The organism is Actinomadura alba (assembly GCF_014323705.1).
GTDB classification, from domain to species: domain Bacteria; phylum Actinomycetota; class Actinomycetes; order Streptosporangiales; family Streptosporangiaceae; genus Actinomadura_C; species Actinomadura_C alba.
Window position 1 is genome coordinate 1 of the sequence record NZ_JABVEC010000060.1, and the last position, 23,215, is coordinate 23,215.

General features: G+C 62.8%; 20 protein-coding genes and 2 pseudogenes. 9 read left to right on the plus strand and 13 right to left on the minus strand.

The genetic code is table 11. The features are described from left to right. Window positions 1-618 precede the first annotated feature (618 nt). Window positions 619-1,770: a hypothetical protein gene (locus HKK74_RS37620; RefSeq protein ID WP_187248213.1), complete on the minus strand. Its 1,152-nt coding sequence runs from the start codon at window positions 1,768-1,770 to the stop codon at window positions 619-621. An 832-nt stretch (window positions 1,771-2,602) separates the two neighbouring features. Between HKK74_RS37620 and ltrA the strand changes: the two genes are divergently transcribed. Beyond that, on the plus strand, window positions 2,603-3,916 hold the full coding sequence (gene ltrA, locus HKK74_RS37625; protein WP_222723224.1) for a group II intron reverse transcriptase/maturase: 1,314 nt from the start codon (window positions 2,603-2,605) through the stop codon (window positions 3,914-3,916). A 967-nt stretch (window positions 3,917-4,883) separates the two neighbouring features. Here the strand turns inward: ltrA and HKK74_RS37630 are convergent. The 3 genes from HKK74_RS37630 to HKK74_RS37640 form a co-directional block, all read right to left on the minus strand. Further along, window positions 4,884-5,429, minus strand: coding sequence for a PIN domain-containing protein (locus HKK74_RS37630; protein ID WP_187248215.1), 546 nt, complete (start codon window positions 5,427-5,429; stop codon window positions 4,884-4,886). Further along, on the minus strand, window positions 5,426-6,508 hold the full coding sequence (locus tag HKK74_RS37635; RefSeq protein ID WP_187248216.1) for a helix-turn-helix domain-containing protein: 1,083 nt from the start codon (window positions 6,506-6,508) through the stop codon (window positions 5,426-5,428). Before HKK74_RS37635 ends, HKK74_RS37630 begins: the two co-directional genes overlap by 4 nt. Before the next feature lie 929 nt (window positions 6,509-7,437). Next, window positions 7,438-8,295 (minus strand): GIY-YIG nuclease family protein, encoded by an 858-nt coding sequence (locus HKK74_RS37640; RefSeq protein ID WP_187248217.1) that lies wholly within the window; start codon window positions 8,293-8,295, stop codon window positions 7,438-7,440. A gap of 261 nt (window positions 8,296-8,556) precedes the next feature. Here HKK74_RS37640 and HKK74_RS37645 point away from each other — a divergent pair, with 261 nt between their 5' ends. From HKK74_RS37645 to HKK74_RS37655, 3 genes are all read left to right on the plus strand, one after another. Next, window positions 8,557-9,840: a DNA cytosine methyltransferase gene (locus HKK74_RS37645; protein ID WP_187248218.1), complete on the plus strand. Its 1,284-nt coding sequence runs from the start codon at window positions 8,557-8,559 to the stop codon at window positions 9,838-9,840. A 314-nt stretch (window positions 9,841-10,154) separates the two neighbouring features. Next, window positions 10,155-10,631: a very short patch repair endonuclease gene (locus tag HKK74_RS37650; RefSeq protein WP_187248219.1), complete on the plus strand. Its 477-nt coding sequence runs from the start codon at window positions 10,155-10,157 to the stop codon at window positions 10,629-10,631. A 237-nt stretch (window positions 10,632-10,868) separates the two neighbouring features. Continuing rightward, window positions 10,869-11,081, plus strand: coding sequence for a helix-turn-helix domain-containing protein (locus tag HKK74_RS37655; RefSeq protein WP_222723225.1), 213 nt, complete (start codon window positions 10,869-10,871; stop codon window positions 11,079-11,081). A 155-nt stretch (window positions 11,082-11,236) separates the two neighbouring features. Here the strand turns inward: HKK74_RS37655 and HKK74_RS37660 are convergent, their stop codons facing one another. After that, entirely contained in the window at window positions 11,237-12,403 is a 1,167-nt protein-coding gene (locus HKK74_RS37660) for an HNH endonuclease signature motif containing protein (RefSeq protein ID WP_187248220.1), read from the minus strand. A gap of 163 nt (window positions 12,404-12,566) precedes the next feature. Between HKK74_RS37660 and HKK74_RS39470 the strand changes: the two genes are divergently transcribed. Both HKK74_RS39470 and HKK74_RS37665 read left to right on the plus strand, forming a co-directional pair. Then, window positions 12,567-13,352: a hypothetical protein gene (locus tag HKK74_RS39470; RefSeq protein WP_222723226.1), complete on the plus strand. Its 786-nt coding sequence runs from the start codon at window positions 12,567-12,569 to the stop codon at window positions 13,350-13,352. After that, window positions 13,304-13,747, plus strand: coding sequence for a restriction endonuclease (locus HKK74_RS37665; RefSeq protein ID WP_222723227.1), 444 nt, complete (start codon window positions 13,304-13,306; stop codon window positions 13,745-13,747). The genes HKK74_RS39470 and HKK74_RS37665 overlap by 49 nt, the downstream gene beginning before the upstream one ends. A 145-nt stretch (window positions 13,748-13,892) precedes the next feature. On the opposite strand, the gene HKK74_RS37670 is transcribed toward HKK74_RS37665, so the two are convergent. The 8 genes from HKK74_RS37670 to HKK74_RS37700 all read right to left on the minus strand — a co-directional run bounded on the left by HKK74_RS37670 (window position 13,893) and on the right by HKK74_RS37700 (window position 20,950). Next, complete coding sequence (locus HKK74_RS37670; RefSeq protein ID WP_187248221.1) at window positions 13,893-14,363, minus strand: hypothetical protein; 471 nt, start codon at window positions 14,361-14,363, stop codon at window positions 13,893-13,895. A gap of 85 nt (window positions 14,364-14,448) precedes the next feature. Further along, complete coding sequence (locus HKK74_RS37675) at window positions 14,449-14,697, minus strand: hypothetical protein (protein WP_187248222.1); 249 nt, start codon at window positions 14,695-14,697, stop codon at window positions 14,449-14,451. 238 nt (window positions 14,698-14,935) lie between these two features. After that, window positions 14,936-16,054 carry a hypothetical protein gene (locus HKK74_RS37680; RefSeq protein ID WP_187248223.1) on the minus strand — a complete coding sequence of 373 codons (1,119 nt, stop codon included), beginning with the start codon at window positions 16,052-16,054 and terminating at the stop codon, window positions 14,936-14,938. Between the two features lie 29 nt (window positions 16,055-16,083). Then, window positions 16,084-16,236, minus strand: a complete 153-nt coding sequence (locus tag HKK74_RS37685) for a hypothetical protein (RefSeq protein WP_187248224.1) — start codon at window positions 16,234-16,236, stop codon at window positions 16,084-16,086. Window positions 16,237-16,342: 106 nt separating this feature from the next. After that, window positions 16,343-16,468 (minus strand): hypothetical protein, encoded by a 126-nt coding sequence (locus tag HKK74_RS41200; protein WP_281398215.1) that lies wholly within the window; start codon window positions 16,466-16,468, stop codon window positions 16,343-16,345. A gap of 381 nt (window positions 16,469-16,849) precedes the next feature. Then, window positions 16,850-17,332, minus strand: coding sequence for a YfbM family protein (locus HKK74_RS37690; RefSeq protein ID WP_187248225.1), 483 nt, complete (start codon window positions 17,330-17,332; stop codon window positions 16,850-16,852). A gap of 158 nt (window positions 17,333-17,490) precedes the next feature. Then, window positions 17,491-17,751, minus strand: coding sequence for a P-loop NTPase family protein (locus HKK74_RS37695; RefSeq protein WP_281398216.1), 261 nt, complete (start codon window positions 17,749-17,751; stop codon window positions 17,491-17,493). A gap of 316 nt (window positions 17,752-18,067) precedes the next feature. After that, window positions 18,068-20,950, minus strand: a complete 2,883-nt coding sequence (locus tag HKK74_RS37700; protein ID WP_222723228.1) for a class I SAM-dependent DNA methyltransferase — start codon at window positions 20,948-20,950, stop codon at window positions 18,068-18,070. Window positions 20,951-21,438: 488 nt separating this feature from the next. Between HKK74_RS37700 and HKK74_RS37705 the strand changes: the two are divergent. From HKK74_RS37705 to HKK74_RS39475, 3 genes and pseudogenes are all read left to right on the plus strand, one after another. After that, a pseudogene (locus HKK74_RS37705) lies at window positions 21,439-22,341 on the plus strand (IS110 family RNA-guided transposase); the annotation flags it as partial. Continuing rightward, a pseudogene (locus tag HKK74_RS42080) lies at window positions 22,305-22,472 on the plus strand (serine/threonine protein kinase); the annotation flags it as partial. The pseudogenes HKK74_RS37705 and HKK74_RS42080, both read left to right, overlap by 37 nt. 243 nt (window positions 22,473-22,715) lie before the next feature. Beyond that, window positions 22,716-23,215 (plus strand): hypothetical protein (locus HKK74_RS39475; RefSeq protein WP_222723230.1); only part of this gene is annotated, 500 nt, incomplete at its 3' end.

Genomic DNA, 23,215 nt, shown 5'->3' on the forward strand with positions numbered 1-23,215 from the left:
TACGCCACCCGGAGCCTCACTCCGGACCTCTCGGGCGACTCCTGGGCGAGTTCATCGCGGGTGCCGGCCCGGACCTGACGGCCGGCAACGACTCGAAGGTGACGAAGGACCGGACAAGAGGAGCACGCCGTACCAGTGCCGATCCCGGCCCAAGGCGAAATAGGCGCCGACCACAAACCCCCTGCTCCCCGTGCTTTCCCCGCAGAGGGCAGGGCACCGCATCAGAACTTGATCGAAATCATTGCACTGGGAACTGGTCCCTAGCCTGAGTCCTCGTGTTCGAACGGGTGACGGAAATCGAACCGCTCTATTAGCTTGGGAATCAGACCGATCCTGGCCGTTACGGCCGCTGACCTGCTCGGCCAGCTCTCCCTGAGTGACTGCGGCTGACCCTTGATCACCGGCCTTAATGGCACGCTAATGGCACGCTAGAGACGCATGCCTCGGTCAAACGGCAAGGCGGCTCGGAGCGTCGCGGTGACCGCAGCAGGACCACGCCGCTTTCAGAATGTCGCCCTCGATGGTCGGTTCCCTTCGGGTATCGGGGAGAGGCATAGACGATCCACACTGTGCGAAGTCGGTTACGTCGACGTCTATAGCATCATTCGCCGCACGCCCCTAATGTGCGCTTTGCATCCCCAAGATAACTTCGCTGGCTAGAAGCCTGACCAGCCTCACATCGGGCCAGAGAGATTCTGCTTCAAAACTTTGCGGGAGCAGTGCCGGGACGCCTTCATACTTCGGATCGTCTTTTGTATGAACAATCCTATTTCTGATTCTGTAAACCCGGTCTGCCACTTGTGACGGAAGCGGAGTTCCGCTATTTGCCGGATTGATGTTGTCCACGACCCCAGAGATTGGACCTTTCTTGGTGAAATAACTACCCCAATCGACGAGAGAAAAGAATTCATGCAGCACGTCGTCTCTCACGAATTCTCTAAGAAGAGTTCGCAACAAGACGGCTTCGGATGCATTCGTCGCCATCTCGCCAAATGACAATAGGCGCATCAAGTGGCGATCGTTCCTCTTGTCGAATCTTGGGTCAGCCATCTCAAGCCGAGCCCGCTTCAGCGCCTCAATGCGTCCGGCTAGCGGAAGGTGACTCTCTAGGACTTGATAGTAGGAGAGAAAGGCTATGGGCAAGTTATCTTGAGCGCTAGCAGCGAATCGAAATAGTGTGGCTATTTCGGAGGAAATTTTCGTCTGAGGGAATCTAATGGTATCAATCCGAGCTTCTGCGGTCTGCGTCCTTACCTCTTTACCGACAGCGCCCGGCCAGCGCTCAAGCCTGATATCTAGATTACTCCTGATGTCTAGTTCGTACAGCAGAGAATCTAGGAGCTTCTCCGCCTTACTTTCTAGTTCGCCGATCTTCATCGCGCTGCCAAAATCTACTTTTATACTCAAAGGGAAGCGAGGAGATTCCGGCGAATAGCCATAATTAACGAAGATATGACAGGCCGGAGAGGTTCCCGAAATCTCCATGCAGACGCCGTCGCCCTGCAGGTGAATGCTGACCGGTCCATTGTCTTTATTATCCGATATCAACCTATCTCGAAAATGTATAGAAGGGACCACCTCATTAGAGGAGATGTGCCTACATTCCCGCTCGGAATTTTCCGCAGACAAACCTCTAAGGCTGGCCTGTAGAAACTCATTAAAAAACCGAAAATTCCTACCAAAGACAACCTCTAGATAACCTGTCGTCGGAACGGCAACCCCGACCCATCCGTTAAGATAGACAACTCCTCTATCAAGTTGGTCAGTCAAAATCGCCGCAGCATACCTTGGCAGTGATACCGTTTCTCTTTCGCTCCGCCCCCATTTAGGCGTGCAAGAAAATTCCAAATACTTAACGTTTCCACCCTTCAGGTGAATGTCATGAGCGGCGAGATCTACAACGACTCTGGCTTCTATCGAGCTGAGGGATTCGCGTAGCTCTCGTACTTTTGTGCGCCCAGCAGAGCAGGGAGGTGAAGCTGCGTGAGTAGCTGATCTTTCTTTCGTAAGCTCGTCGTCGCTTGCCGGTGGGAGTCCGGTCCGGGTAGCTGCCAGGAGGCCCGGTAGCAGGCTGGCGGCTTCGTCTGGAAACGGGCGGGGTCGAAGCCCAGCGTCAAAAGCCCTTATGGGGGAGCGAGGGTGTGGTCCGTAGCATTACGCGAAGCCTGCGGCGTCGTTAGAGGTCTCGCCCGCGAGGGTGGGAACAGGGAGTGCCGAGCCCCCGAAATCAGGGTGAAGGCCATGGAAGCGGTGTAGAGCCTGGAGGCGCAGCCGTGAAGGACTCCCCGGCGTATGGGGCGCGGAACGCATCGATAGTGACGGCGGGAACTGGGGAGGCCCTCCCCGGCCCGGTGACCTGCGAATCGTGTCGCCGGAGCATGGTGTTCTATAACCGGTCGAAGCCGGGAAGTGGACAACTGGCCGGGTGGGCGTCGGAGGCGGCCGTAGTACTGCTTGAGCCGACTGGACAACACAACCGGCGGTGAGGGAAGGGCCGCTGCTTCGTCGATGCGCAGCGTCTTTGAGGAGGGGCCCGGTGAGTGCCGGTCAGGCTAGTCCCTCCGCGTCGGGATCACGGGTTGTCCGTGATCCGGTCCGTGCCTTGCAGCATGCGCTTTACCGGGCGGCCAAGGCCGATCCCGGACGCAGATTCCACGCGCTGACGGACAAGGTCTATCGCAGAGACGTCCTATGGCGTGGGTGGACCGAGGTGCGTAAGAACAACGGCGCACCCGGCATCGACAAGACCACGCTGGCGGAGGTCGAGGAGTACGGTGTGAACCGGCTCCTCGGCGAGCTGGCCGATGAGCTGAGGGAAGGGCGGTATCGGCCGCTTCCGGCGCGCAGGGTATTCATCCCCAAGCCTGGAACGACCGAACAGAGACCGCTCTCGATTCCCTCGGTTCGCGACCGGATCGTGCAGGCCGCGTTGAAGATCGTGCTCGAGCCGGTCTTCGAGGCCGACATGCTGGACTGCTCGTTCGGGTTCCGGCCGCGACGGTCCTCGCACGATGCCCTGCAGGTTCTCGTGGACGAGAGCTTCCGGGGTCGTCGCTGGGTGGTCGAGACGGACATCGCCGACTGTTTCTCGGCGATTCCGCATGAGAAGTTGATGCACGCGGTCGAGGAACGCGTCTGCGACCAGACCATCTTGAAGCTCCTGCGCGTGATCCTGCGCGCCGGGGTGATGGAGGACGGTCAGGTCCGGCGAACGGAATCGGGGACCCCACAAGGCGGGGTCGTAAGCCCCGTTCTCTGCAACGTCTACCTGCACCGGATCGACCGGGCGTGGGACGAGGCAGAAGGGACTCTGGTCCGCTATGCCGACGACGCGATCGTCATGTGCTGGTCCCGCAGCCAGGCCGAACGGGCACTGGCTCGCCTGGTCGAGCTGCTGGCCGAACTCGGCTTGGAGCCGAAGATGGCCAAGACCCGGATCGTGCACCTGCGCGTCGGTGACGAAGGCCTGGACTTTCTGGGCTTCCACCACCGGCTGGTGCGCTCACCGGGACTGAACGGGAAACGGCCCGTGACCTTCCTCGCCCGCTGGCCCGCAGACAGGGCCATGCAGCACGCCCGCGATCGGATCCGGGAACTCACCCGCCGGTCCCGGCTACTGCTCCCCGTCGAAGCGATCGTGGCAGATCTGAACCGGTTCCTACGCGGCTGGTCCGCCTACTTCCGGTTCGGGAACTCCGCGAAACAACTCGGCAAGATCAGAAACTACGCGCGGATGCGGCTGGCGCTCTTCCTGGCCAAACGCTATCGGCGCTCCCGCGGGTTCGGCTGGTCGGTCGTCGCCTTCCAGTCATCGAACCAACTCGGGCTGGTCACCCTGTCTGGAATCGTCGTCGCACCCAGACCCTTCCGGGACTGGCGGGGAAGACCGAATGCCGGCGGTGAACGACGTCGGTAAGCCGTGTGCGGGAGAACCGCATGCACGGTTTGACGGGCGGGGACTGGAAACGGAGCACCTCGGCCACGGCCACTGGGGCGGCGCAACCGATCGGGAAACCGACGGCCATGAAGACCCCAGGACCTACCGGCGGGAATCGCCACCGCGCCAGTCCCCGACCCTACATGTTTTCATTATTCACGACGGCTAACCACTATTCCTCGGACGTGCACAACTTTTGGAACTACAGAGGATACCTGCACGCTATGCGCGTCAGAGGCTACCTGCAATTTTGTGTTGCTGGTCGGTGACTCGACCGCAGGCAAGATGCGGGTGCCGTTCGCGCGGTATATATACCGGCACTCGATCCCCATCACGTACGTCCTCGTCGATGGCGCTGGAGGATTTTCGGCGAGGGACAGAATGCAATCTTATTGTAATCGGATCGTTTATCTTCCGCGCCCGCGGTAGCTTCCCACCCGGTGTGAACGTTCCTTTGGACAACTCTTGGGCGAGCGTCTCGCGCCTCTGGACGGCTATTTCCAATCGGCTTACAGGTGCCGGCGAACAACGTCGCAACCGGGGCCACGACACCGGCAGCCGTCAGGCATCGCCAATCCTTCACCCCCGCTACCGTCAGCACCCCCGATGCTGCGACCAGCAAGGCGGCAGCAGTCGCCAGAAACGCCACCCCGATGATCCGGTTCCCGCGCACGCGCACACCCCATATCCCCGGGCCGACTCGCTCGGATCAGGCTCCCATGCCAGCGCACCTCAAAAGAGGATTAGGCGCACAATCGTGACCGAACCCGGCCACGCACCGCGTGTACCCGCGCTCTTAGCTTGGGAAGTCACTTCCAGCGCTCATCGCTCACCTGCGGCATGGCTGACCAGTGCCGACGCGATGATGTCCCCTTGAGTTACCGTACGTGTCCCTGATTGCCCGCTCTCACGGGCACGCAACGGGCACGGCCGAACGCCGACCACATCAGAGGAGGCCGTGGCTTCGCGCCCACGTACTGTACTCACTGCCACTGCATGGCAGCCGCATTCCGGTGTGTCTTAGCGCGTCGATCAGATTAATGACGTTGACCTCGGTAAGTTTGCCGTCGCTACATGCACGACTGAGAAGCCAGAGCGTTCCGTGGACCGTGAGGCCGTATCGTCGGCCTACCCGGACCGCCTCTTGGTCATCTGAGATTGCGACGGCTCCGAGCAACTCAGCCGCCGAGAAGACGCTCGCCTCTCCCAGATTTCTGCTTGCAGACCCAAGGCGCTGAACCCACTCGGCAAAGCACGCCAGTTCTTGGAGGCTATCCAACCTCTCAATGATTAGCCAGTCCAGGTTCAGGGCATCCAGCAACGCTGGGTGCTTGTCCACTCCAGCACGCAACTCTTCCCTCACCACGTGCGTGGTGTGGCAGATGTGATCCACGTAGAGGGCACGAAGCACGTCGAGGCGGTCAGCAAGTGCGAAATGGCTTAGGCACATGCAGTCGAATACCAGCGGGAAGGGCTGCCCAGTCTCGGTCATGGCTCGGGGTCAGGCTCCTCACGGATGGGGAGGTCCGAGGCCGATAGCTCTCCCCGCATCATCTCCACCGCCCTCGCCGAAGTGATCATTGATTGCCGCCATGCCTGGAGAACTGCCTGAGCAAACACCGGGGGGACTCGGAGCGATTCCAAATCAGGTTGGGGTGCCCAGCCTATGGCTTCCAATAGCTCTGCCTTCGTAGGTCGATCTCGGCTTAGGTTCCGGTCTCCCACGCCCGCCTTCACAGCTTGGTTGACAGCGAGCGTCCAGGACACGCGGTAAGAGGCAGCCAATCTGACCAGCTCATCTCGCGAACAGACGTTGTTAGCCGCACGATCCTTCACCACGGACATAGGCAGCAGAAGCTCCGCCGCGAAGCTGTTAATCACCTTCTCCCGGTCCTCTCGCGAAGCATGGATACCGAGATCGCTTGAGTACTCATCGCCGAGAACAAAGTGTCCGAGTTCATGCGCAGCGGTCGTTCGACGACGACCGGGGTCGCCAGTCAAGCTCACTACGGCCGCAGCGATTACATCGTCAATCAAAGAGGCGCCGTCACCAGGCGTCTCCACCACGGCGATCAGCTGACCCATTTTTTCACAGATGCTCATCAGCGTATCGATGGGCTCAACGCTCAGTCCAAGCTCGCTACGTACCCATCGTGCCGCTGCACAAGCCGACTCGTGATCGCGCACGCGTTCCGGGTAGTTACGGTGTTCGGGCACCTCAAGTACACCATGAGCCACCAACTGACGGATGTCAGCTAGCCAAGTTTGCAAAGAGGCGTCCAAGCGGTAGGACTCCCCTGCGGCCTCGCTTGCCGTATCATCCGAAAGTTCGGACCGACGGGACAGCGCTGCAGGCGGCTTAGAGAGGAAGTGCCCCAAAGGGAGACCTAGCGCTTGGGCGAGCCTGCTGAGCTCAAGAGCGTCTATCTCTCGCTTTCCCGCTTCGATCTTCGCGATCATCGTACGACCGAGATCAACAGCCCTTGCCAAGTCCTCCTGGGACAGGCCTGCGGCGATACGAGACTCGCGCACGCGCTGCCCCACATCAAGCCATGACCGCGTCTCCTTCATGGTGCGATAATCGCACACTCTGCTTCGTTCCTGCTAGGGCGTCTGGGTAAAGAGTGGCCCCAGCCGATCGATCATGCTCGCCGTACCTTGGTCGCCGCTCTCAGGAGTGATCTTTATACTCCCCGTTAGATGGGCGGTACGAACATCCAACGCCCGCGTTACCGAATCAAACGGCGGGGCGTCGCCCATCCACGCCGCCATCTGCCACGACGGCCCACCGGACCGCACCCAGCGGGCTGGCCACCTGCCAATCCCCCGCCCCCACCAGCGAGTGGCCGCCCCGTTGGATGCGCCAAGGATCGCCTGTTTCACTGCGGGCCGGGGCGAATCGATCTACGTGAGCACACTCGCCGTACCCATTTTCCTGACTCATCACCCTTGTAGCTGCCTGGTCGTGGGCCGGAGCGGAGTGGGTCGAGGGGCGGCAGAGCCGGCCGATCGCAGAGCAACGCGGTAGGCGCCCCTGATGCGTTCCGTGGAGGCCATAGATGACCGCGTGGAGGAGGACGACACCACCCGGCCGCTGGTCTCACATGTCGCCGATTTCTTAGTCCCGAACTTCCGGCACTCCTGGCCTGTCACGGCCTCGCCCAGCTCGTGACGTGTGCCGTCGTAAGCTCGCGTGAGCGGCTGTTGCTGTACTTCCGTGCTGTACAGTCCCATTGACCTTCGCCAGCACCCGCACACTCCGAGGGCAAGCGGATCCGGAGCGCAGGGCCGGCCACGGCCCGAGCACCGGAAGCCGCGCGGCAGCGATCGGCCCCAACCACTTGACTGCCTCAGCCATGCAGGGGCGATCGTAGGGCTGTACCGGCAAGAGTGCCGCACTGAGCATGGGGATTTCGCCGGGCTGTGATCGCAAGGCCTAGCCTCGCGGGCGCTCAGACTTGAACTGGGCAGGTGGCATGACTACCTCGATGCGAAAATCCTTAGACGTCTTCCTCGCCGTCGTTCGCATCATCTTCACCGGGCTGTTTGGTCTTAGGAATCTGCTCGGAAATTCCATCGGGACGGTAGTAGCGGAAGGCGCTCGGATAGCTTCGGTCATTGTCTTTGTACATGATCGACCAGCCGACCAAAGCGCTGATCTTCCAGCCAGTTTCCAGGTGCCCAGCGACAAGACGGAAGGCCTCATCGACGGTCATGTCAGATGTGGGGACATCGATCTGCCGCTTCTTGAACGTAGCGGAGCGCTGGTAGCGAAAATTGAAGGATATTCCGCTCTTGATCGCTTGGAGCACCGCATAGAGCGACTGTCGGCCCGGCTTGATCCCAGACGCTTTAAGAGATAGGTCGATGGGGTATTCGAGGTCGAAATGGTTGCTCTTGTTGACGGTCCCGTCTCGGTTACGGCCAGGGTCGTTGATTCCGAACCCGCGGTTGTTCCAGACGATTCTTCCGGTCTGGAGGTGCCTTTTGATCAGCATCTTTTCGGGCGAGACGGAGGAGAGGTCTTCTTCGACGAAGAGGCACTTGAAGGAGATCTCTTCGATTGGGATCCCGACGCGACCGGAGAGCTTGAAGAGGTGATCACCAAGGCGCCTGGGCAGAGGCTGATCGGCCTTGCCGACATAGGTAAGTTCCCTAGCCCTGCCCGGCTCCTGCCGGTAGAGCTGATACACCCCGGACATGCTGGGAAGCCCGAGCGTTTCCGCCTGCGCTTCGAGAGCTCGCAGGTTGTCGTGGGTGAGCGGGGCAGGTTCTAGACGGTCGAGAGCCGCGTGGAGCTGTGTGCTCAACGCCTCGGTGATGCTGAGCCGGAACTGGTTGCTGTAGGGGGTGGTCATGCGAGGCTCCGCCGTCCGCCGTGTGCATGATCGCTGCCGCGCCCGCCAAGGCCGGCCGTCGTACTGACGAAGCCCGTCATCCGCTACTCCCGACACTTCGTCCGCTCAAGATCTGGTCAAACTATCGCAGGCCCCAGGGAGTCCCGCATATGGGCTGGCTGCCGTCCAGGGATCACCAGACAGGAAGGCACTTGCTCATGTGTTCGAAGAAGGTCGAGTGAAATACCTGCAAGATCGCTAACTCCGCGGTACGCTTCTCGTATGGTTGAACAGTCAAAAGACCCGTTGGTGGATAGAACCAGTGTCGAGCTGTTCGCTGGGGGTGGTGGCCTGGCCATGGCCGTGGAACGCGCTGGCTTCCGGCCTCTTCTGTTCAACGAGTTCGCTAAGCGTGCTTGTGAGACGCTGGTCGCAAACAACGCTGAGCGCCATGAGCTGGGGCTCACCCCGCCAATCCCCAGACCGGGTGAGCGTCCCCCCTTGATCGAGGGTGACGTGAGCAAGCTGGACTTCGAGTACCTCAAGGGGCGGGTCGACGTCCTTGCGGGCGGACCGCCGTGCCAGCCCTTCAGCCTAGGTGGTGTCGCCAAGGGCGACGAGGACGACCGCAACGGCTTCCCGCACCTGTTCAAGGCGATCCGACAAATGGAGCCTAGGGCCGTCATCTGCGAGAACGTGCGTGGACTCCTGCGGCCGTCGTTCAAGCCCTACTTCGACTACATCACGCGTGAACTCGCCCTGCCCTTCGAGGAGCGGAAGGAGGGCGGCAACTGGCAGGAACACGACGAGGTACTCCGCCACATGCTTGAGACCACGACCGTGGACGAGCACGAGCGTTACGACGTTAGGCACTACCCCGTCAACGCGGCGGACTACGGCGTTCCACAGATCCGGAACCGCGTGATCCTCATCGCGTTCAGGCGCGACGTCGGAGTGGACTGGGACCGGTTCGAAGATCTGGTGAGACCGCAGTTCACCGAGGCTCGCCTATACGAGTCCATGGCCGATGGCACCTACTGGGAGCGGCACCCCGAAGTTCCCAGGGGCGTGCGCGACCAAGTAATGGCCCGGCTTCCACAGCGACCACAGCCGCTCGTGGTCACTGCGGCTGAACAGCTCCAGCCCTGGCGAACGTTGCGGGACGCTATCAAGGGCATCGACGGGCAGCGGCCCTTGCCGCCGGTCAAGAAGCTCGACCGCAAGGAGTACAACATCGATGGGTTCACCGACCACATTGGATGGCCGGACGCTCGGATCTATCCTGGGCACACCCCCAACGAACTCGACCGTCCAGCCAAGACGGTCAAGGCCGGAGTCCACGGCGTCCCGGGAGGCGAGTCCGTTATGCTCCTCGACGATGGCAACCATCGGTACATGACAGTTCGCGAGACCGCCCGTGTCATGACCTTCCCCGACGACTGGGCCCTCGCCGGCCCTCGCGGCGAAAAGATGCGCCAGCTCGGCAACGCGGTCCCAGTGCTGCTAGGGCAGGTCTTCGCGAACGCGGTCGCAACAGTCTTGGATGAGGCCGGACGATCGAAGTGACCGCCTCCCCCGCAGCGGAGCCCGGGCGCTGGAAGGACAAGCCCCCTCCCCCCCGAGCGTGGAAGGGTAAACCGGGTCTCAGCCGAGCCAGACGTACCGCAGAGCAAGACCGCGCCGCTGGCGGCAACGACCGCCGATATGTAGATCTTGGAAACGGGCGGACTGCTCAGGCCTCAGTGGAGCTGAAAGTTCTTCCCAATACCCGCCGAATTCGGGCCTACCTGCGATGGTCCGATTCAGGCAGATCTCCCGCCAAGTACCTGGGTGAGGTCTGCGAGACAACCCGAGCGCGTAACCTCGCGGCGGCTTGGCGCATGGCGTTTGAGCAAGAGTTGTTGATCGTCCCTGAGATTCCTAGCGACTCGTGGGCGAGCACTCCCGCCTCGCGGAAGGTCATGAAGGCCAACCGGAGCCGAGACACCAAGCCCGAACTCGCCTTGCGGTCCGCGATACACAAGCTTGGGCTCCGTTACCGGGTGGATACGCCACCGATCGAAGGGCTCCGACGACGGGCGGACATGGTATTCAGCAGGGCTCGGGTAGCAGTATTCTCCGATGGCTGCTATTGGCACGGCTGCCCAGAGCACTACCGATCCTCTCGCCAGAATGAGGAATTCTGGAGCGAAAAGATCATGGTGAACCGAGCTCGCGATCGAGACACGGATGCCAAGCTCCTTGACGCTGACTGGCTAGTCATCCGAGTTTGGGAGCACGAGAATGTGACTGACGCCGCCAACCGGATTGCCCAGGCCGTTCAAAGTCGCTCAGGTCAGCCTCCACGCTCCACTTAGTGCACATGAATAGCTGCATCGCGAACGGACGCGGGCAGGTCCGCCCGGGGCGGGTCGGCCCGGAGCGGCCGCACGCCCGGCCCGGACGGACCTGCGGCGACGCGTAGCGGCGCCCTTGAAACCGTAGAGAAAGTCCTCATCCGGAAGTCTGTGATCTCTTGTCGAGCCTCATGACGTGCGTGACACATCGTGCTCAGGAGGTGCGTGACACTTCGCCGAGTGTTGGTGGAGTTGAGCGTGGTCGAGCAGCGGTATCAGGCGGTGCTGCAGGTGTTGTCCGGGGCGAGCGTTACCGAGGTCGCTGGACGGTTCGGGGTCTCGCGCCAAGCCGTGCATCGGTGGCTGGGCTGGTATCGCGAGCAGGGGCTTTCGGGTCTGGCTGATCGGTCCTCACGTCCTCGCAGGTCGCCGACTCAGACGCCTGCGGAACCCGTAGCGGCTTGGCCCTGAGACGCCGGTCATGGCATCCGTGCATCCGGAAGCCGCTCTCTAAAACTGACGGACATCGTTGGCACCTGGGTCTCCGGCTACTACGGAGACCATCTATGTCGCGTCTGCGGAGCTTGGTTACTCCTGATAGGGATCACTCGGCGATGGCTGGGCCTTCAACTGTCGGCAGGCCGATCGATCCAGGCGTCATGACGGGCGCGCGCTTCCGACAGCAGAATCGTACGTAGCTCTTCACGCGTGCTGCCGTACGTCCGGATCGTGTGGCAGTTCGGGCACAGGGCGACCATCTTGATCGGGTGGTCGCGGCCGCCGCCCGCATGCCCATCGAGGTGGTCCACCTCAAGGAGCGGGCGGCCGTCGTCGTAGACGTCCTGCGGTTGCCCGGTGCATCGGGGGTTCTCGCAGTGACCGCCGCTGCGAAGGAGTACCGCACGCTTGGCCTGGTCGAGGCGGACGCGCTCTTCGCGCTCGGTGCGGCGCGTGCGGAGATGCTCTCCGCGTTCCTCTCGATCCTCCACCGCTCGGCAGAGCCGTAGGTACTCCTCTACGGGGCTCCGCTCCGAAGCCGTCGGTTCAGCGTCGCTGAGACCGACCTCTTCGAGGAGCGCGGTCGGGCGGGTGTCGTCGAAGAACCGAGCCGTCAGGTTGTCGATCGCGGCGACCCGTGCGCCCGCGGAGGTCGCGACGAGTTCGTACGCCCAGGCGGTGAGGCCGCCGGACGGGTTGTTCTCGCGCAGCCAAGCGGCCCGGCTGTTTCGGGCTCGCTGCGTTGTCGTGTCGAAGCCGGGCAGTTCCCACAAGTCGCTCTTGTCCAGTACGACGAACGGATATTCCGGCGTGGCCTGTGAGCCTGGCCGGCCGTACCGCTCCAGCAACTCGCGTAGCTCGTGATGGACCTCGCTCCAGGGGGCCAGCCGGGGCCGGCGCTGCAGAGCCCGGCCCATCGCCCACAGCAGGAGGATGGCCTGGTGGCGCGCCGGGCCCTCTGGCGTCGTATGCGGTCTCAGCTCGTCGAGGGCGGAGAGCAACGGGGCGTACGGATCGACCGGTCCGTCGATGACCTCGAACCCCAGGCCCTTGAGCAGCCGCATGACCGTCGCGCGCCCACCGGAGAACTCGCCCGCTTGCAACGGCCGGTCCGCCACGTAGCGGTGGGACACTCCGACGATGGCCTTGGAGTCGTAGTGCACGCCCTCGTGCACCAGGACGTACTGCCGAGCCTGGTCGAAGCCGTACTGCTCCAGGAAGGCGTCACGCCCGAGTTGGTCGCACTCCGCGATCGCCTTCAGCACCGCTTCGCGCGTGATCGCCGAGAGATCCATACATGGGGATTATGTCGCGATAGATCCGGTGAATCCGTCTCTCCGACCGTGTCGGCGCAATTCGAGGAGGCCAAACCCGGCCAGCACCGACTAGCGCCCTTGCATATGGTCGCCGTTGACGTCCCGCTTTAATGTCACATGGGATACCGGGCGGGCGCGGTGGATGCTCCGTCCTGGACTGCGGTACGCGCGCCTGGCGGCGCATGTCCGCGCAGAGGCCGACCGGGAGCATCGCCTGGCGGAACTGCGTGCCGATCATGAGCGCAGGGTCAAGCAGGAAGCCGAGGAGACTCGGCGCCACAATGCCGAGATCAAGCAGTTCGAGCGGGATTTCCGTGCCGGAGATCCGGAGGCCGTCGCTCAGTACTTCACCCTCGTGCTGGATTCGGCCGCCTACCCCGAAGGGTTCCCGCACCTCTCCCGGATCATTTACCGGCCGGAGCCCAAGGAGATCGTGGTCGACTACCAGCTGCCCGGCCAGGATGTGGTCCCATCCGAGCGCGGCTACAGATACATCCAGAAACGCGATGCCCTCGATCCCCTTTCCCGCCCGGCGAAGGAGATCAGGGATTGGTACGCCTCGCTCATCGCTCAGGTCGCGCTACGGACACTACGGGACGTGTTCGGGGTCAACTTCCCGGACCTGGTCGAAAAGGCCACGTTCAGCGGGTATGTCGAGACCAAGGACAAGGCCACCGGCCAGCCGATCAAGCCTTATCTGATCAGTGTGAGCGCGACCCGCGAAACTTACGCCGGGCTGGTCCTGGCCGATCTCGACCCCGTGATCTGTGTCAAACAGCGGCTTGGCGCGTTGGTCTCTCCGCATCCGTACGACCTGGAGGCGGTCCGGCCATGGTGGATTTCGAGACGCTGCTCAAGCAGTTCGCGTTCATTGAGGGCATGGACGCCGTGGCCGGCCTCGACAGTAGACCCGATCTGCTCGATCTGACGCCCACCGAGTTCGAGCACTTGGTGCGCCAGCTATTCGAGGCCATGGGGATAAAGTCCTGGGTGACCCAGGCATCCAAGGACGACGGCGTCGACGGCGTCGCCACGAACGAAGATCCCATCTTTGGAGGACTGAGCATCATCCAGGCCAAGCGCTACCGCATAGCCGTCGGCGTGGACGCCATTCGTGAGCTCGCCGGCACCATGGAGGACAAGCACGCCACCAAGGGCATCTTGGTGACCACCTCCTGGGTCACCAAGGGCGGCCACGATCATGCCAACCGTCACGGCCGGATGCAGATGATCGAACATGAGGAGCTGAAGTACCTCCTCAAGGAACATCTCGGCCTTGACGTGCTGATCAGTCTGCCCAAACGTCCCCCAAAGCGGAAGTAGCCCGGGTGCGCAAGTTGAACCGCAACAGGGGCGGCTTCATGGGTTAGCCGATGTCCGGTATCGGTCAGATGGTCCCTGCAACCCGACTCCCCGGACCGACGACTCCTACTGGCAGATACCTTGGACTGACCTGGGAAGACTTGACTCAAGGGGTTCCAAGGCGATGGAAGTAACTCCCGTCGTCGAGTTCGAGGGCGTGCTGCCGCAGCTCATCCTCCGAGTAGGACTGTTCCGGGAAATTACCGACCTTGACCTTATATAAGCCCCTGCTGCCCGGAACGTTTACTTTGAAAGGGAGGTAGCACCGGGGTTCGCCGTCTTTCGATTCCTTGACCGTGCCAGACCGCAACCTGCCGATTCCGAGTGTCCCCCTGTCGTCTGAGACGATGACGGCGGTGCCGACCTGAACGAGGGACCATCCCGGCGAGTCTTCGCAGTAGCTCCCGGGGGATTCGCCGTACAGACCACGGTGAAGCAGAGTATGTACTTCTCCTCGAACCATGATCGGCACCGGGTTTGCCGAGGAGCTGCTGGCGGCAGTGCACCCTGCTATGGCAAGGAGGCTGACTCCGCTTATTGGGATAGTTAGCTTGCCGACGAGCCCACGTATCCTCATGACTGCGTCCTCCGGTCCTTGTCGAGCCCGGTCCACTCAGCGCGGCGTCGATGCCACCGGACTCTCCCCATCACCAGCTCGGGCGTCATCTGAGTCCACCAGGGGGCCGTCGCCCATCATGGAGCCCCGCAGTGCCGGCGTACGGCGGCTTGATCCTCTCCAGCGCGCCGGCCTCGCCCTGGGCATCGATGTTCCTACGGAGCGCCGTGTCAGCCTCCATGAACGCCTTGAAGGTCACCGACGTCTCGCCGTACTGATCCGCCACGATGGTCGTGAGATTGTTCTGTTTGAGTCCCTGGCTCATCAACTGGACATCCATCGTCAGTTTCACCATGACGTTGATGACGCACTCCTCGCCTCGCGCGGATCCGAGAGCGGCGGAAATGCTCGCGTCGACCCCGCTCGGAGACGCATCGCCAGCCGCGTCGTTCGACGAATCGTCCTCCGCACGCCGTCAGGCTGCCGGCCAGCGCGCACGCGACGAGGGTAATTCCGATTTCACTTTTCTCCGTGCTCCTTTTGCCCGCCATCAAAGAAGACTTTGAACCTACGATCTCCTTAGAGCATGCGGGCTAGTACTCTTCCCAACGCTCGTCATAATCGCCACGCTCACTGAGGTCGATGGTCGGCTCTAGACCGGCGGCCGTGAGTTCGTCCTCTCCGCTCAGCTTCAAGTCACAAACACCGCAGATGAAGCTCTCCGCGCGGAAGATGGGGTACACGCCTGTGACGAACGAGTGGTAGTTGCCATGGCCGTCACCTTCGACGTCATAGTCGACGATCTCGTCGTCCTCGCCGATGTAGGTGGCGGACTCGTCCTCGCAGGCAGGACATTTCTCGGTGAGGATCTCACGGCCAGGAAGCAGAACCCTCGTAAGAGAGGACTGGCGTGCGGTCATCACGGACACGTGCTCATTTTCAGGAATTTTGGTTAGCAGCTCGTTGATCCTGAACTTGGCTGCGGCCAGCTGTTGCTTAACGGTCCGCTCAATCTCAGACAGAGATTCTGAGATCAGAGTGTCCACCATCTCCTGATGATCGCCCCACCTCTCGTCTGGCGACACCTTGAGTTCCTCGAACAGCTTGTTGCAGCACCGGAGGTAGACCGTGAAGACCTCGCGGGTGTCTGTCTCGTCGAGAAACCCGGTGTGCACGACGCCGTCTCGTACATCGATGAGCTCTTCCAGCTTTTCCTTGGGAACCCCCAGATCGGAGACGATTTTCCTAATCCGGTCGAGCGCCTCGCGTGCACTGATCGTACGAGGGTGCTTCTTCTTGGCCTTGGGTCCGTGACCCGTTAGGTGGAGCAGGGAGTCGAGCGACCCGGGCCGGAACTCCACCAGGAGGGCAGAGTTCATATCGCACAGGACCGCCTTCATCAGGTGCTCCAAGCTCATCGCGGAGTGCAAGAGGATGACCTGATCGTCATCGTCGATGTACGCCCTCAATGCCCGGCCCGCGAAGTTCTGTGCAGATGCGAGAAGCTGATCACGGCTGATCGTCGTCACGCCGCAGGTCGCGCAGGGCACGCCCTTACCGCGCTCCCGCGCCTCGGCGAGCGTCACGGCCTCGGGCTCGTACACCTTGTAGCCCTGTTCCCGCGCCGATTTCTGTGCGCCCGTGATGCCCGAGCAATTGCGGCGGGCGTGGTACTTGTCGCCTTGCGCGGTGATGAAGACCGCCTCGCTCATGCTTCCGCCTCCTGGATCCGTGGCGTAGGTCACGGACTTGCTACCAGCTCGGCGACGTAGTACATCCCGTCGCCTCTGTCCTCACTGACGCGGTAGCCGACCGTTCGGTTTACTCCCCTCAGCGTCAGGATGCCGTCTCTCAGTGGCACAAAGGCGCTGTCGAGATGCTCGGCATCGTCCACCAGCTCAGCCGAGATCCGTTCCACAGGATCCGCCTGAAGTATCTAAACGCCCGCCGGCGAGAGCTGCTGCAGGACGACCTCGCCGTAGCTCACGCGTCCCCACCCTTCAGCAGCCGGCGGATCGCTCGACCTCGTCGAGGGACTTGCGGCCGTCGCAGTAGTCGACGTTCAGGGGGCGGGCCTTTACCAGCCGCAGCTCCTTGACGATGCGAGGCTCCGCCAGCTCACTCACGAGGCGACGTCTCACTCACGAGGCGACGTCTAATCCACTGGTGACCATAAACTCTGAAGATCGACAAGTAGGGCCAAAAAAAACTCGCTGGAGGTGGAGCCACTTTACGCACGTGAAATCGGACGTCTGATCGTCGGCGCTCGCGGCCTCCGTTCTCAAGTTACTTGGCTCGCGTCTTCCGCGGTAGGGAGGGGTGTAGGTTCCGCGATCCTGTGAGCACTCGCAGGCCCTGCTACCTGCGATGTTGCCGGAAGTGAGCAACGGGCTATGGCGAGGTTTCCGGGTGATCATGAGCAATTCACCTCACCTCCCTTTGAATCTCGGTCGTTCAGGGCAGAGTCAGCGCCCGATTCGCGGCAGATAAGTGCACTTGATCTTGGTTCAGGTGGCAGTAAAGATCACTGCGCGTTCCGCTGCGGCCGCTCGCTCGTAGAACGCCTGAACATCGACGAAGTTATCCCAGGTGTACTCGAAATCCCCGTTGTCGTGCGCACCGTCGTAGCCAGGGTCATCGATAGCCTCGAAACGGCGGCGTAGCCATGTCCGGTCTGCACCCCGCAAGGCGTCGGCCACATCCCGCACCTCCGCGGCGCTGACGTATACGACGTAGTAGTCATCGTGCAGGTGCCGCCCACCGAGCACCGCGTGCGACAACGGATACACGCCACCGTCTGGGTCGAGCGTGCCATCGGTCACGCAGCGGTGGATGGCGTCCCAGGCCTTATCGGTGTCGACCTTCAACGCGTCATCGTCCCAAGACTCCTCGATTTCTTCGAGAAGTTCAGCCACCGTGTCGCCGTCGTCGTCTGCCGCTAGCAGCGAGCGCTCCTGCTCCGATGTGATGGCGAAGTGCACCCCCAACATGCCGGCAATCGTACGGGTGCAGTGGGAGTCTCAGGAAAGATCACGCCGAACGTGCCGCAGTGTTCACACCGGAGCGGGCGCCCGCCGCACGAAGACGCGTGGGCTGGCGAGCGGGCACCACTCGACCAGCGGCATGAGCATGTCTGAGTCTCTCTGGTTCAGCCCGGGTCTCTCTCGGCGACCCGGCCGTTGGTGAGGTGTAGACGGCGTGTGGTGCGCACGGCGTTGATCATCCGGCGATCGTGGGTCACCAGCAGCAGGGTGCCGGGATAGGGGTCGAGCGCGGACTCCAGCTGTTCGATGGCGGGCAGGTCGAGATGGTTGGTCGGCTCGTCCAGAACGAGCAGGTCGAGCCCAGAGAACAAGGCACGGTCACCGTGGCCGGCGGCGAGGCCCTTCGCGACAAGGGTTGCGGTCATAGAACGCCAACGCTATCCGCCATCGGACGACCGCTGAACCCAGCACGGAGCGGCCTCACCTCTCCCGTGAGGCCCGCGTGTTTGTTCCAGCGCCACCCGATCAACCAATGCAAAGCTCAACCGGAAGCATCACCCCGAGACACCACGATCAGCGACATGAGCGGATGCCACGCTGTGACGATGGGCGTCCAACTATCGACGTGATCACGGAGGTTGCGCGGCTCACCTGCCAGATTTGCCGCTATGCGCCGCAATGCAGCTCCTCACCAGCCTCTTGGTTGCTAGGGCGAGACGCCTATGCGGCTGAGCCCTAGTTTTACGATGTACCCAATTCGCGCAGCGCCTTGAAAACCGAGTCGCTATCCAACTCGTGGCCTCGGTCCAGACTCTTCAGTAGAGCCGTGGAACTCGTCATGCGGTCGGGGTAATACAACTCGGGTGCCAGACACGTGGGGCAGTCGCGTAGGAGACAGAACGGTGAAAGCAGAAGCGGCGCATCGTGCGTCGTGATGAGGTAAAGACGGTCGTCTGCCAGAGGGTGTGCCGTGTCGAAGGTAACCGTTGCGAAGTCGGGGTGGTCGCCCATCAAAGCCAGGCCTGATACGCGGAACTTTCCGGCACTGGGTAGCCATTGGAGGCGGTCTGTGTGAACCCACCGGGTGCGGGCGAGGAAGGCGCATCCGGCCAGGCTGCTGAGCATCAGCGGTTCGATGCGCCCAAGGCTTTTCTCCAGCTCTGCCCGTGTCCGAGGGCCTGCGCCATGGCGAACTTTATTGCGGAGTGTCACCAGTTGATCGAGATCGGCAACCAGGCCCTTCCCGCCCTTCTTTCGGGCTGTTGCCTCGACGAGGCCTGCGGCAGGTTCACCGTGCTGCCGGGCGTCCTCGGCCACTGCCTTGACGGCCCCCATCCAGTGACCGAGGGAGACACCACCCCGCTCAACAGACTGGCTCCACTGCGCGATGGCCGGCAGATCCTGACGACCACGGTCTGCGGCTAGAGCAAGCGCCATGATGCCCAAGGAGAGGATCAAAGACTCGGCGCACTGGATCGCTGCCTCGTGCTTCTCTGCAAGGGAGAGCGAGTGCCGGAACTTGCGGACCGCGCGGGCTATCGCGTAGGGGTATGACTCTTGGAAAAGCTTATAGGGCTCGTTATGTCGGCGCAGGTTCTGGGCAGTCAGCGAGCTGATGGCAGCGGCATCATCCAGCCGCCCTCGCCGGGCTGACCCCGATCCACTTTCGAAAATCTGGATCCGAGCCCGGCGAAGTTCGTCCTGGATGTGCGCGGCTTCCCGTTCCCCTTCTTCGAGCATGGCGAGGGAGGCCCGGATCTCCGATGGGTCTCCGTCACACTTGGGGATCCAGATGTCGGCCATCTCGCGCGCCTTGATGCGCGGGATCGTTCCGTACTTGGGAAGCTGCTGTTCTGCCAGCGGGCTAGACAAATATGCGATCACGTACTCAAGGGGGAAATCCTCCTGGGTTAGCCGAATAATGATCAGGCCCTGGCCGGGTTGCACGCCGTCGTACTGGCTCGGCACAAGCGTCCAGTGACGCGTGCCGACAAGATCTCGTCCGATGATGTCGCCCTGCCGCAACCGGCGCGGGGGCTCGCGCTCATCTGCCCGCACGGGCAGGCCTGCTACATCCGGCAGAACATCGGTCAACAGAGTCGGCGTTAGAACCCGCCTTCGTCCATCTGTGTCAGTCACGTCCGGTTTCTTGTCCAAATCGGAACTGCGCACGGACCCGGAGAAGATTTGAGCGAAGTCCCCAAGACGAATGCCTTCCTGTGCGGCCCGCTGCATCTCATGGATCTGACGGAAATGCTCTAGCGTCAGGTTGTAGTCCTCTGCGGCGATCTCCGTTCTGGTCACGCAAAAGCTCTGTTCGGACCGGTCACGCCGACGCTCGCTGCTTTGCCGGAGCCGCCAACGCCGCATGAGATCCGGAAGGTTGTTGCGCGTGTGATCGGCAGCATCTAGCACGCTGTCGGGAGCCAGCCCAAGCTTGTCCTCCGTCAGCAACGGCACACGACGGTCGTCCAGGCTCCACCCGTCCGCCTTGAGGTCGTAGAACCACACGCTGTCTGCCTGTCCCGCGTCCTTGACGAAGAACAGAATCGCTGTCGACACTCCGGCATACGGTTTGAAGGCACCGCTAGGCAGCTTCACCACGGCCTCCAGCCCATGCTCGTCCACCAGCATCCGACGCAGTTCGATATGAGCAGCAGTCGAGCCGAACAGCAGACCAGCGGGGACGATCACGACCGCGCGTCCACCTGGTTTCATCAGTCGCAGAATCACGGTGAGATGAAGAATCTCGGATCTCTTCGTCCGGACCAGTTCCAGCAACTCGGGGGCGATGGCCTCGTAGTCGACACTCCCAGCAAGCGGAGGATTGGCCAGGACGACCGAGTAGCGCTCGCCATCCGCTCCGGCCCCCTCCAAGAGGTTGTCCCGGTACCGCAGATCGGCACCCTCGAAGCCCTGAAGCGCCAGCCGCATGCTGCTCAGCCGCAGCATGGTCGTGTCGAAGTCAAACCCGTGGAGCCTGCCGCTCACCTGAGCGGTATCTGTGCTCGATCGGTGCACAAACTGAGCCGCAGCGGTCAGCAGACCGCCCATGCCGCACGTCGGATCGCACACCCGGTCATCGGCTCCAGGCTCAGCCAACGCCATCATCAGAGCCGTCAGATGGAGAGGTACACGGAAGGTGCCGGAGGCACCGGCGGTGGCGACCTTAGCGAGCAGAAGCTCGTACAGATCGGACGCGGCGGTGTCGCCGGCTGAGAGCGTCTCCTCGAGCAGGTCGACGGCCTTGGCCAGAAGACTAGGGGTCGGGATCGTGAACCGAGCATCCTTGACGTGCTGCGAATAGGCCAACCCCTTGAACGCGTGACTGCGTAGCCGCGGGAACACGTCTTCGGCCATCAACGCGTACATGTGTGGAGGCGTCAGGTGGATGAGATGGGACCAGCGAAGATGCTGCTCGTCCTGAGCGAAGATCGGTTCCCTGTCCGGCGTCTCCGATGGCACCGCCCGCTGCTCCCAGTGTTCCTGCACGCGGTCCAGTTCGCGGAGGTACAGGAGGTGGGAGATCTGGTCCACGATCTCCAGTGGATTGGATATCCCCGCAGACCAGAAGGCGTCGAAAAGCCGGGTGATGATGGTAGGCACGAGACCGTCGTTCGTCACGTACCGGAGACTATCCACCGCAGACACCGCATGTGCGCCACCATCCGGCATCGCAACAGCCTTCCTTTCCGCCGCCGCGACATCGTCGAACCCTGCCGTTTCGCCGTCACCTTCGAAGCAGCATGGTCCGAGAAGGATATGCAGGCCTTCACACATACTCGGCAAACCAAGATCTACTCAAAGCCCATTGCGATCAAACGCTCCGGTTCGCAGGGACCTTCGTGGGAACGTCCGCTCCTCGGCTTACTTGTTAACTGGACCTACGACCGCAGCCCGGCCAGGCTTGGTCGGAGGTGACCGGCGGGATAGCTCTCACATCGGCTGCCAACCGCAATCTGGTGTGGCTCTCATCTGGCGTGCGCCCCGCCGGTCACCGTGGCGCGGAGAGGCTCAAGAGGGGTTTGCCCAGCTCAAAGTAGCGCTGCCCTCCTCGCCGACATCAGCTCGGCCTGATCGAGGAGGACAGCGTGGCACGAGTGATCATCGGCATGGATCCCCACAAACGCTCCGCGACGATCGAGGTCATCAACGACCACGAGAAGGTCCTCGCGCAGGGCCGGTTCGGCACCGACACCGTCGGCTACCAGGCCATGCTCAGCCTCGGCCGGCAGTACAAGGACCACGTCTGGGCGGTCGAGGGCTGTAACGGCATCGGCCGGCACATCGCTCAACGCCTGGTCGCCGACGGCGAGACCGTCATCGACGTGCCCGCGAAACTATCCGCTCGTGCCCGGGTGTTCGCCACTGGCCAGGGCCGTAAGACCGACCCCGTCGACGCGCACTCCGTGGCCGTGTCCGCCCTGCGCACCGAGGGGCTGCGGCAGGTCACCGTCGATGATGCCAGCGTCGCGCTGCGGCTGCTGGTCGACCGCCGCGACCGCCTCGGCCGGACCCGCACCGACATCATCAGCCGGCTGCATCACCTTCTCTTGGAGTTGGTCCCTGGCGGGGCGAAGAAGTTCCTGTCCGCGCTACAGGCCCGAGCGCTGCTCAACACCGTGCGTCCCCGCGATGTCGTCGGGCGTACCAGGCGTCAGCTCGCCTCCGAGCTGATCACCGAACTCGCGAGCGTCGACAGGAAGATCAAGGCCGCGAACGCGCAGCTGACCGAACTCGTCGAGGCTACCGGCAGCCGACTGCAGGAGCTCAACGGTATCGGCCCGTCCGGCGCCGCCCGCCTGATCGGCGACATTGGGGACATTCACCGGTTCGCCAGCCGCGGGCACTTCGCCTCCTGGAACGGCACCGCACCGATCGACACGTCCTCCGGCGACCAGCAACGCCACCGCCTGTCCCGGGCCGGGAACCGACGCATCAACCGATCGGTTCACCCGGCTTCGTCGCGCCCGAGCGGCTGCGCGATGAGCCGTACGGTCCGGCGTCGGATCTGTGGTCGCTGGGCGCGACGCTGTACGCGGCGGCCGAGGGCCGGGCACCGTTCGCGCGGGATGAACCGCTTGCCGCGCTCGGCGCGGCCCTCACCGAGGAGGCACCGGAACCCCGCCGATCCGGGGTGCTCGCGCCTGTACTGGAACACCTGCTGGTCAAGGACCCGGCCGTACGGATCACAGCGGAGCGGGCCCGGGCCGCGCTGCGCCGCGTTGCGGACGGCGACGACGCCGGACTCCCGCGCCTCGCTCCTCCTCGGACCGCCGGCGTCCCCGAGCCGGGGCGTGCCTCCCTCGCCGCCGGCGTCCCCGAGCCGGGGCGTGCCTCCCTCGTCGCCGGCGTCCTCCGGGTCGCTCGTCGGCACAGGGCGTTCACCGTGACGGCGGCGGCGATCGTCGTGATCGCCGCGATCGTCGGTGTGGCCACCTGGCCGCGCGACGATGACGGGCGCGAGGCGCGCGGAACTTCCGCATCGCCCCGCCTGATCACGGCGGCCGAGGTCGACTCGTGTTCGCTGTTGACCGATCGGCAGGTACGCGGGCTCATCCCGGAAGCCGAACGACGTACGACGGACACCGGCGAATGCGCGTGGTGGAACAGGCTGGTCGACGGGTACCTGAGCGTTCTTCCCGTCGAGATTCGGGTGTCTCGGGAGGAGGCTCACGACCAGATGGCGATCCGATGGAACAACGCCGGGTCGGCATCCGCCGCCACGGGAAAGCGAGCCACCACCGAATGGACCGCCCCCGCGCCCCTCTTCCTCACCGTGGAGGGCATCGCCGTGCCGCCCGCGAGGGTGCCCGGCGTCGGTGACGAGGCGTACTCCACCGGGATACGCGGCTCGGGCGAGGAATTCGACTGCACGACTCTGCGGGT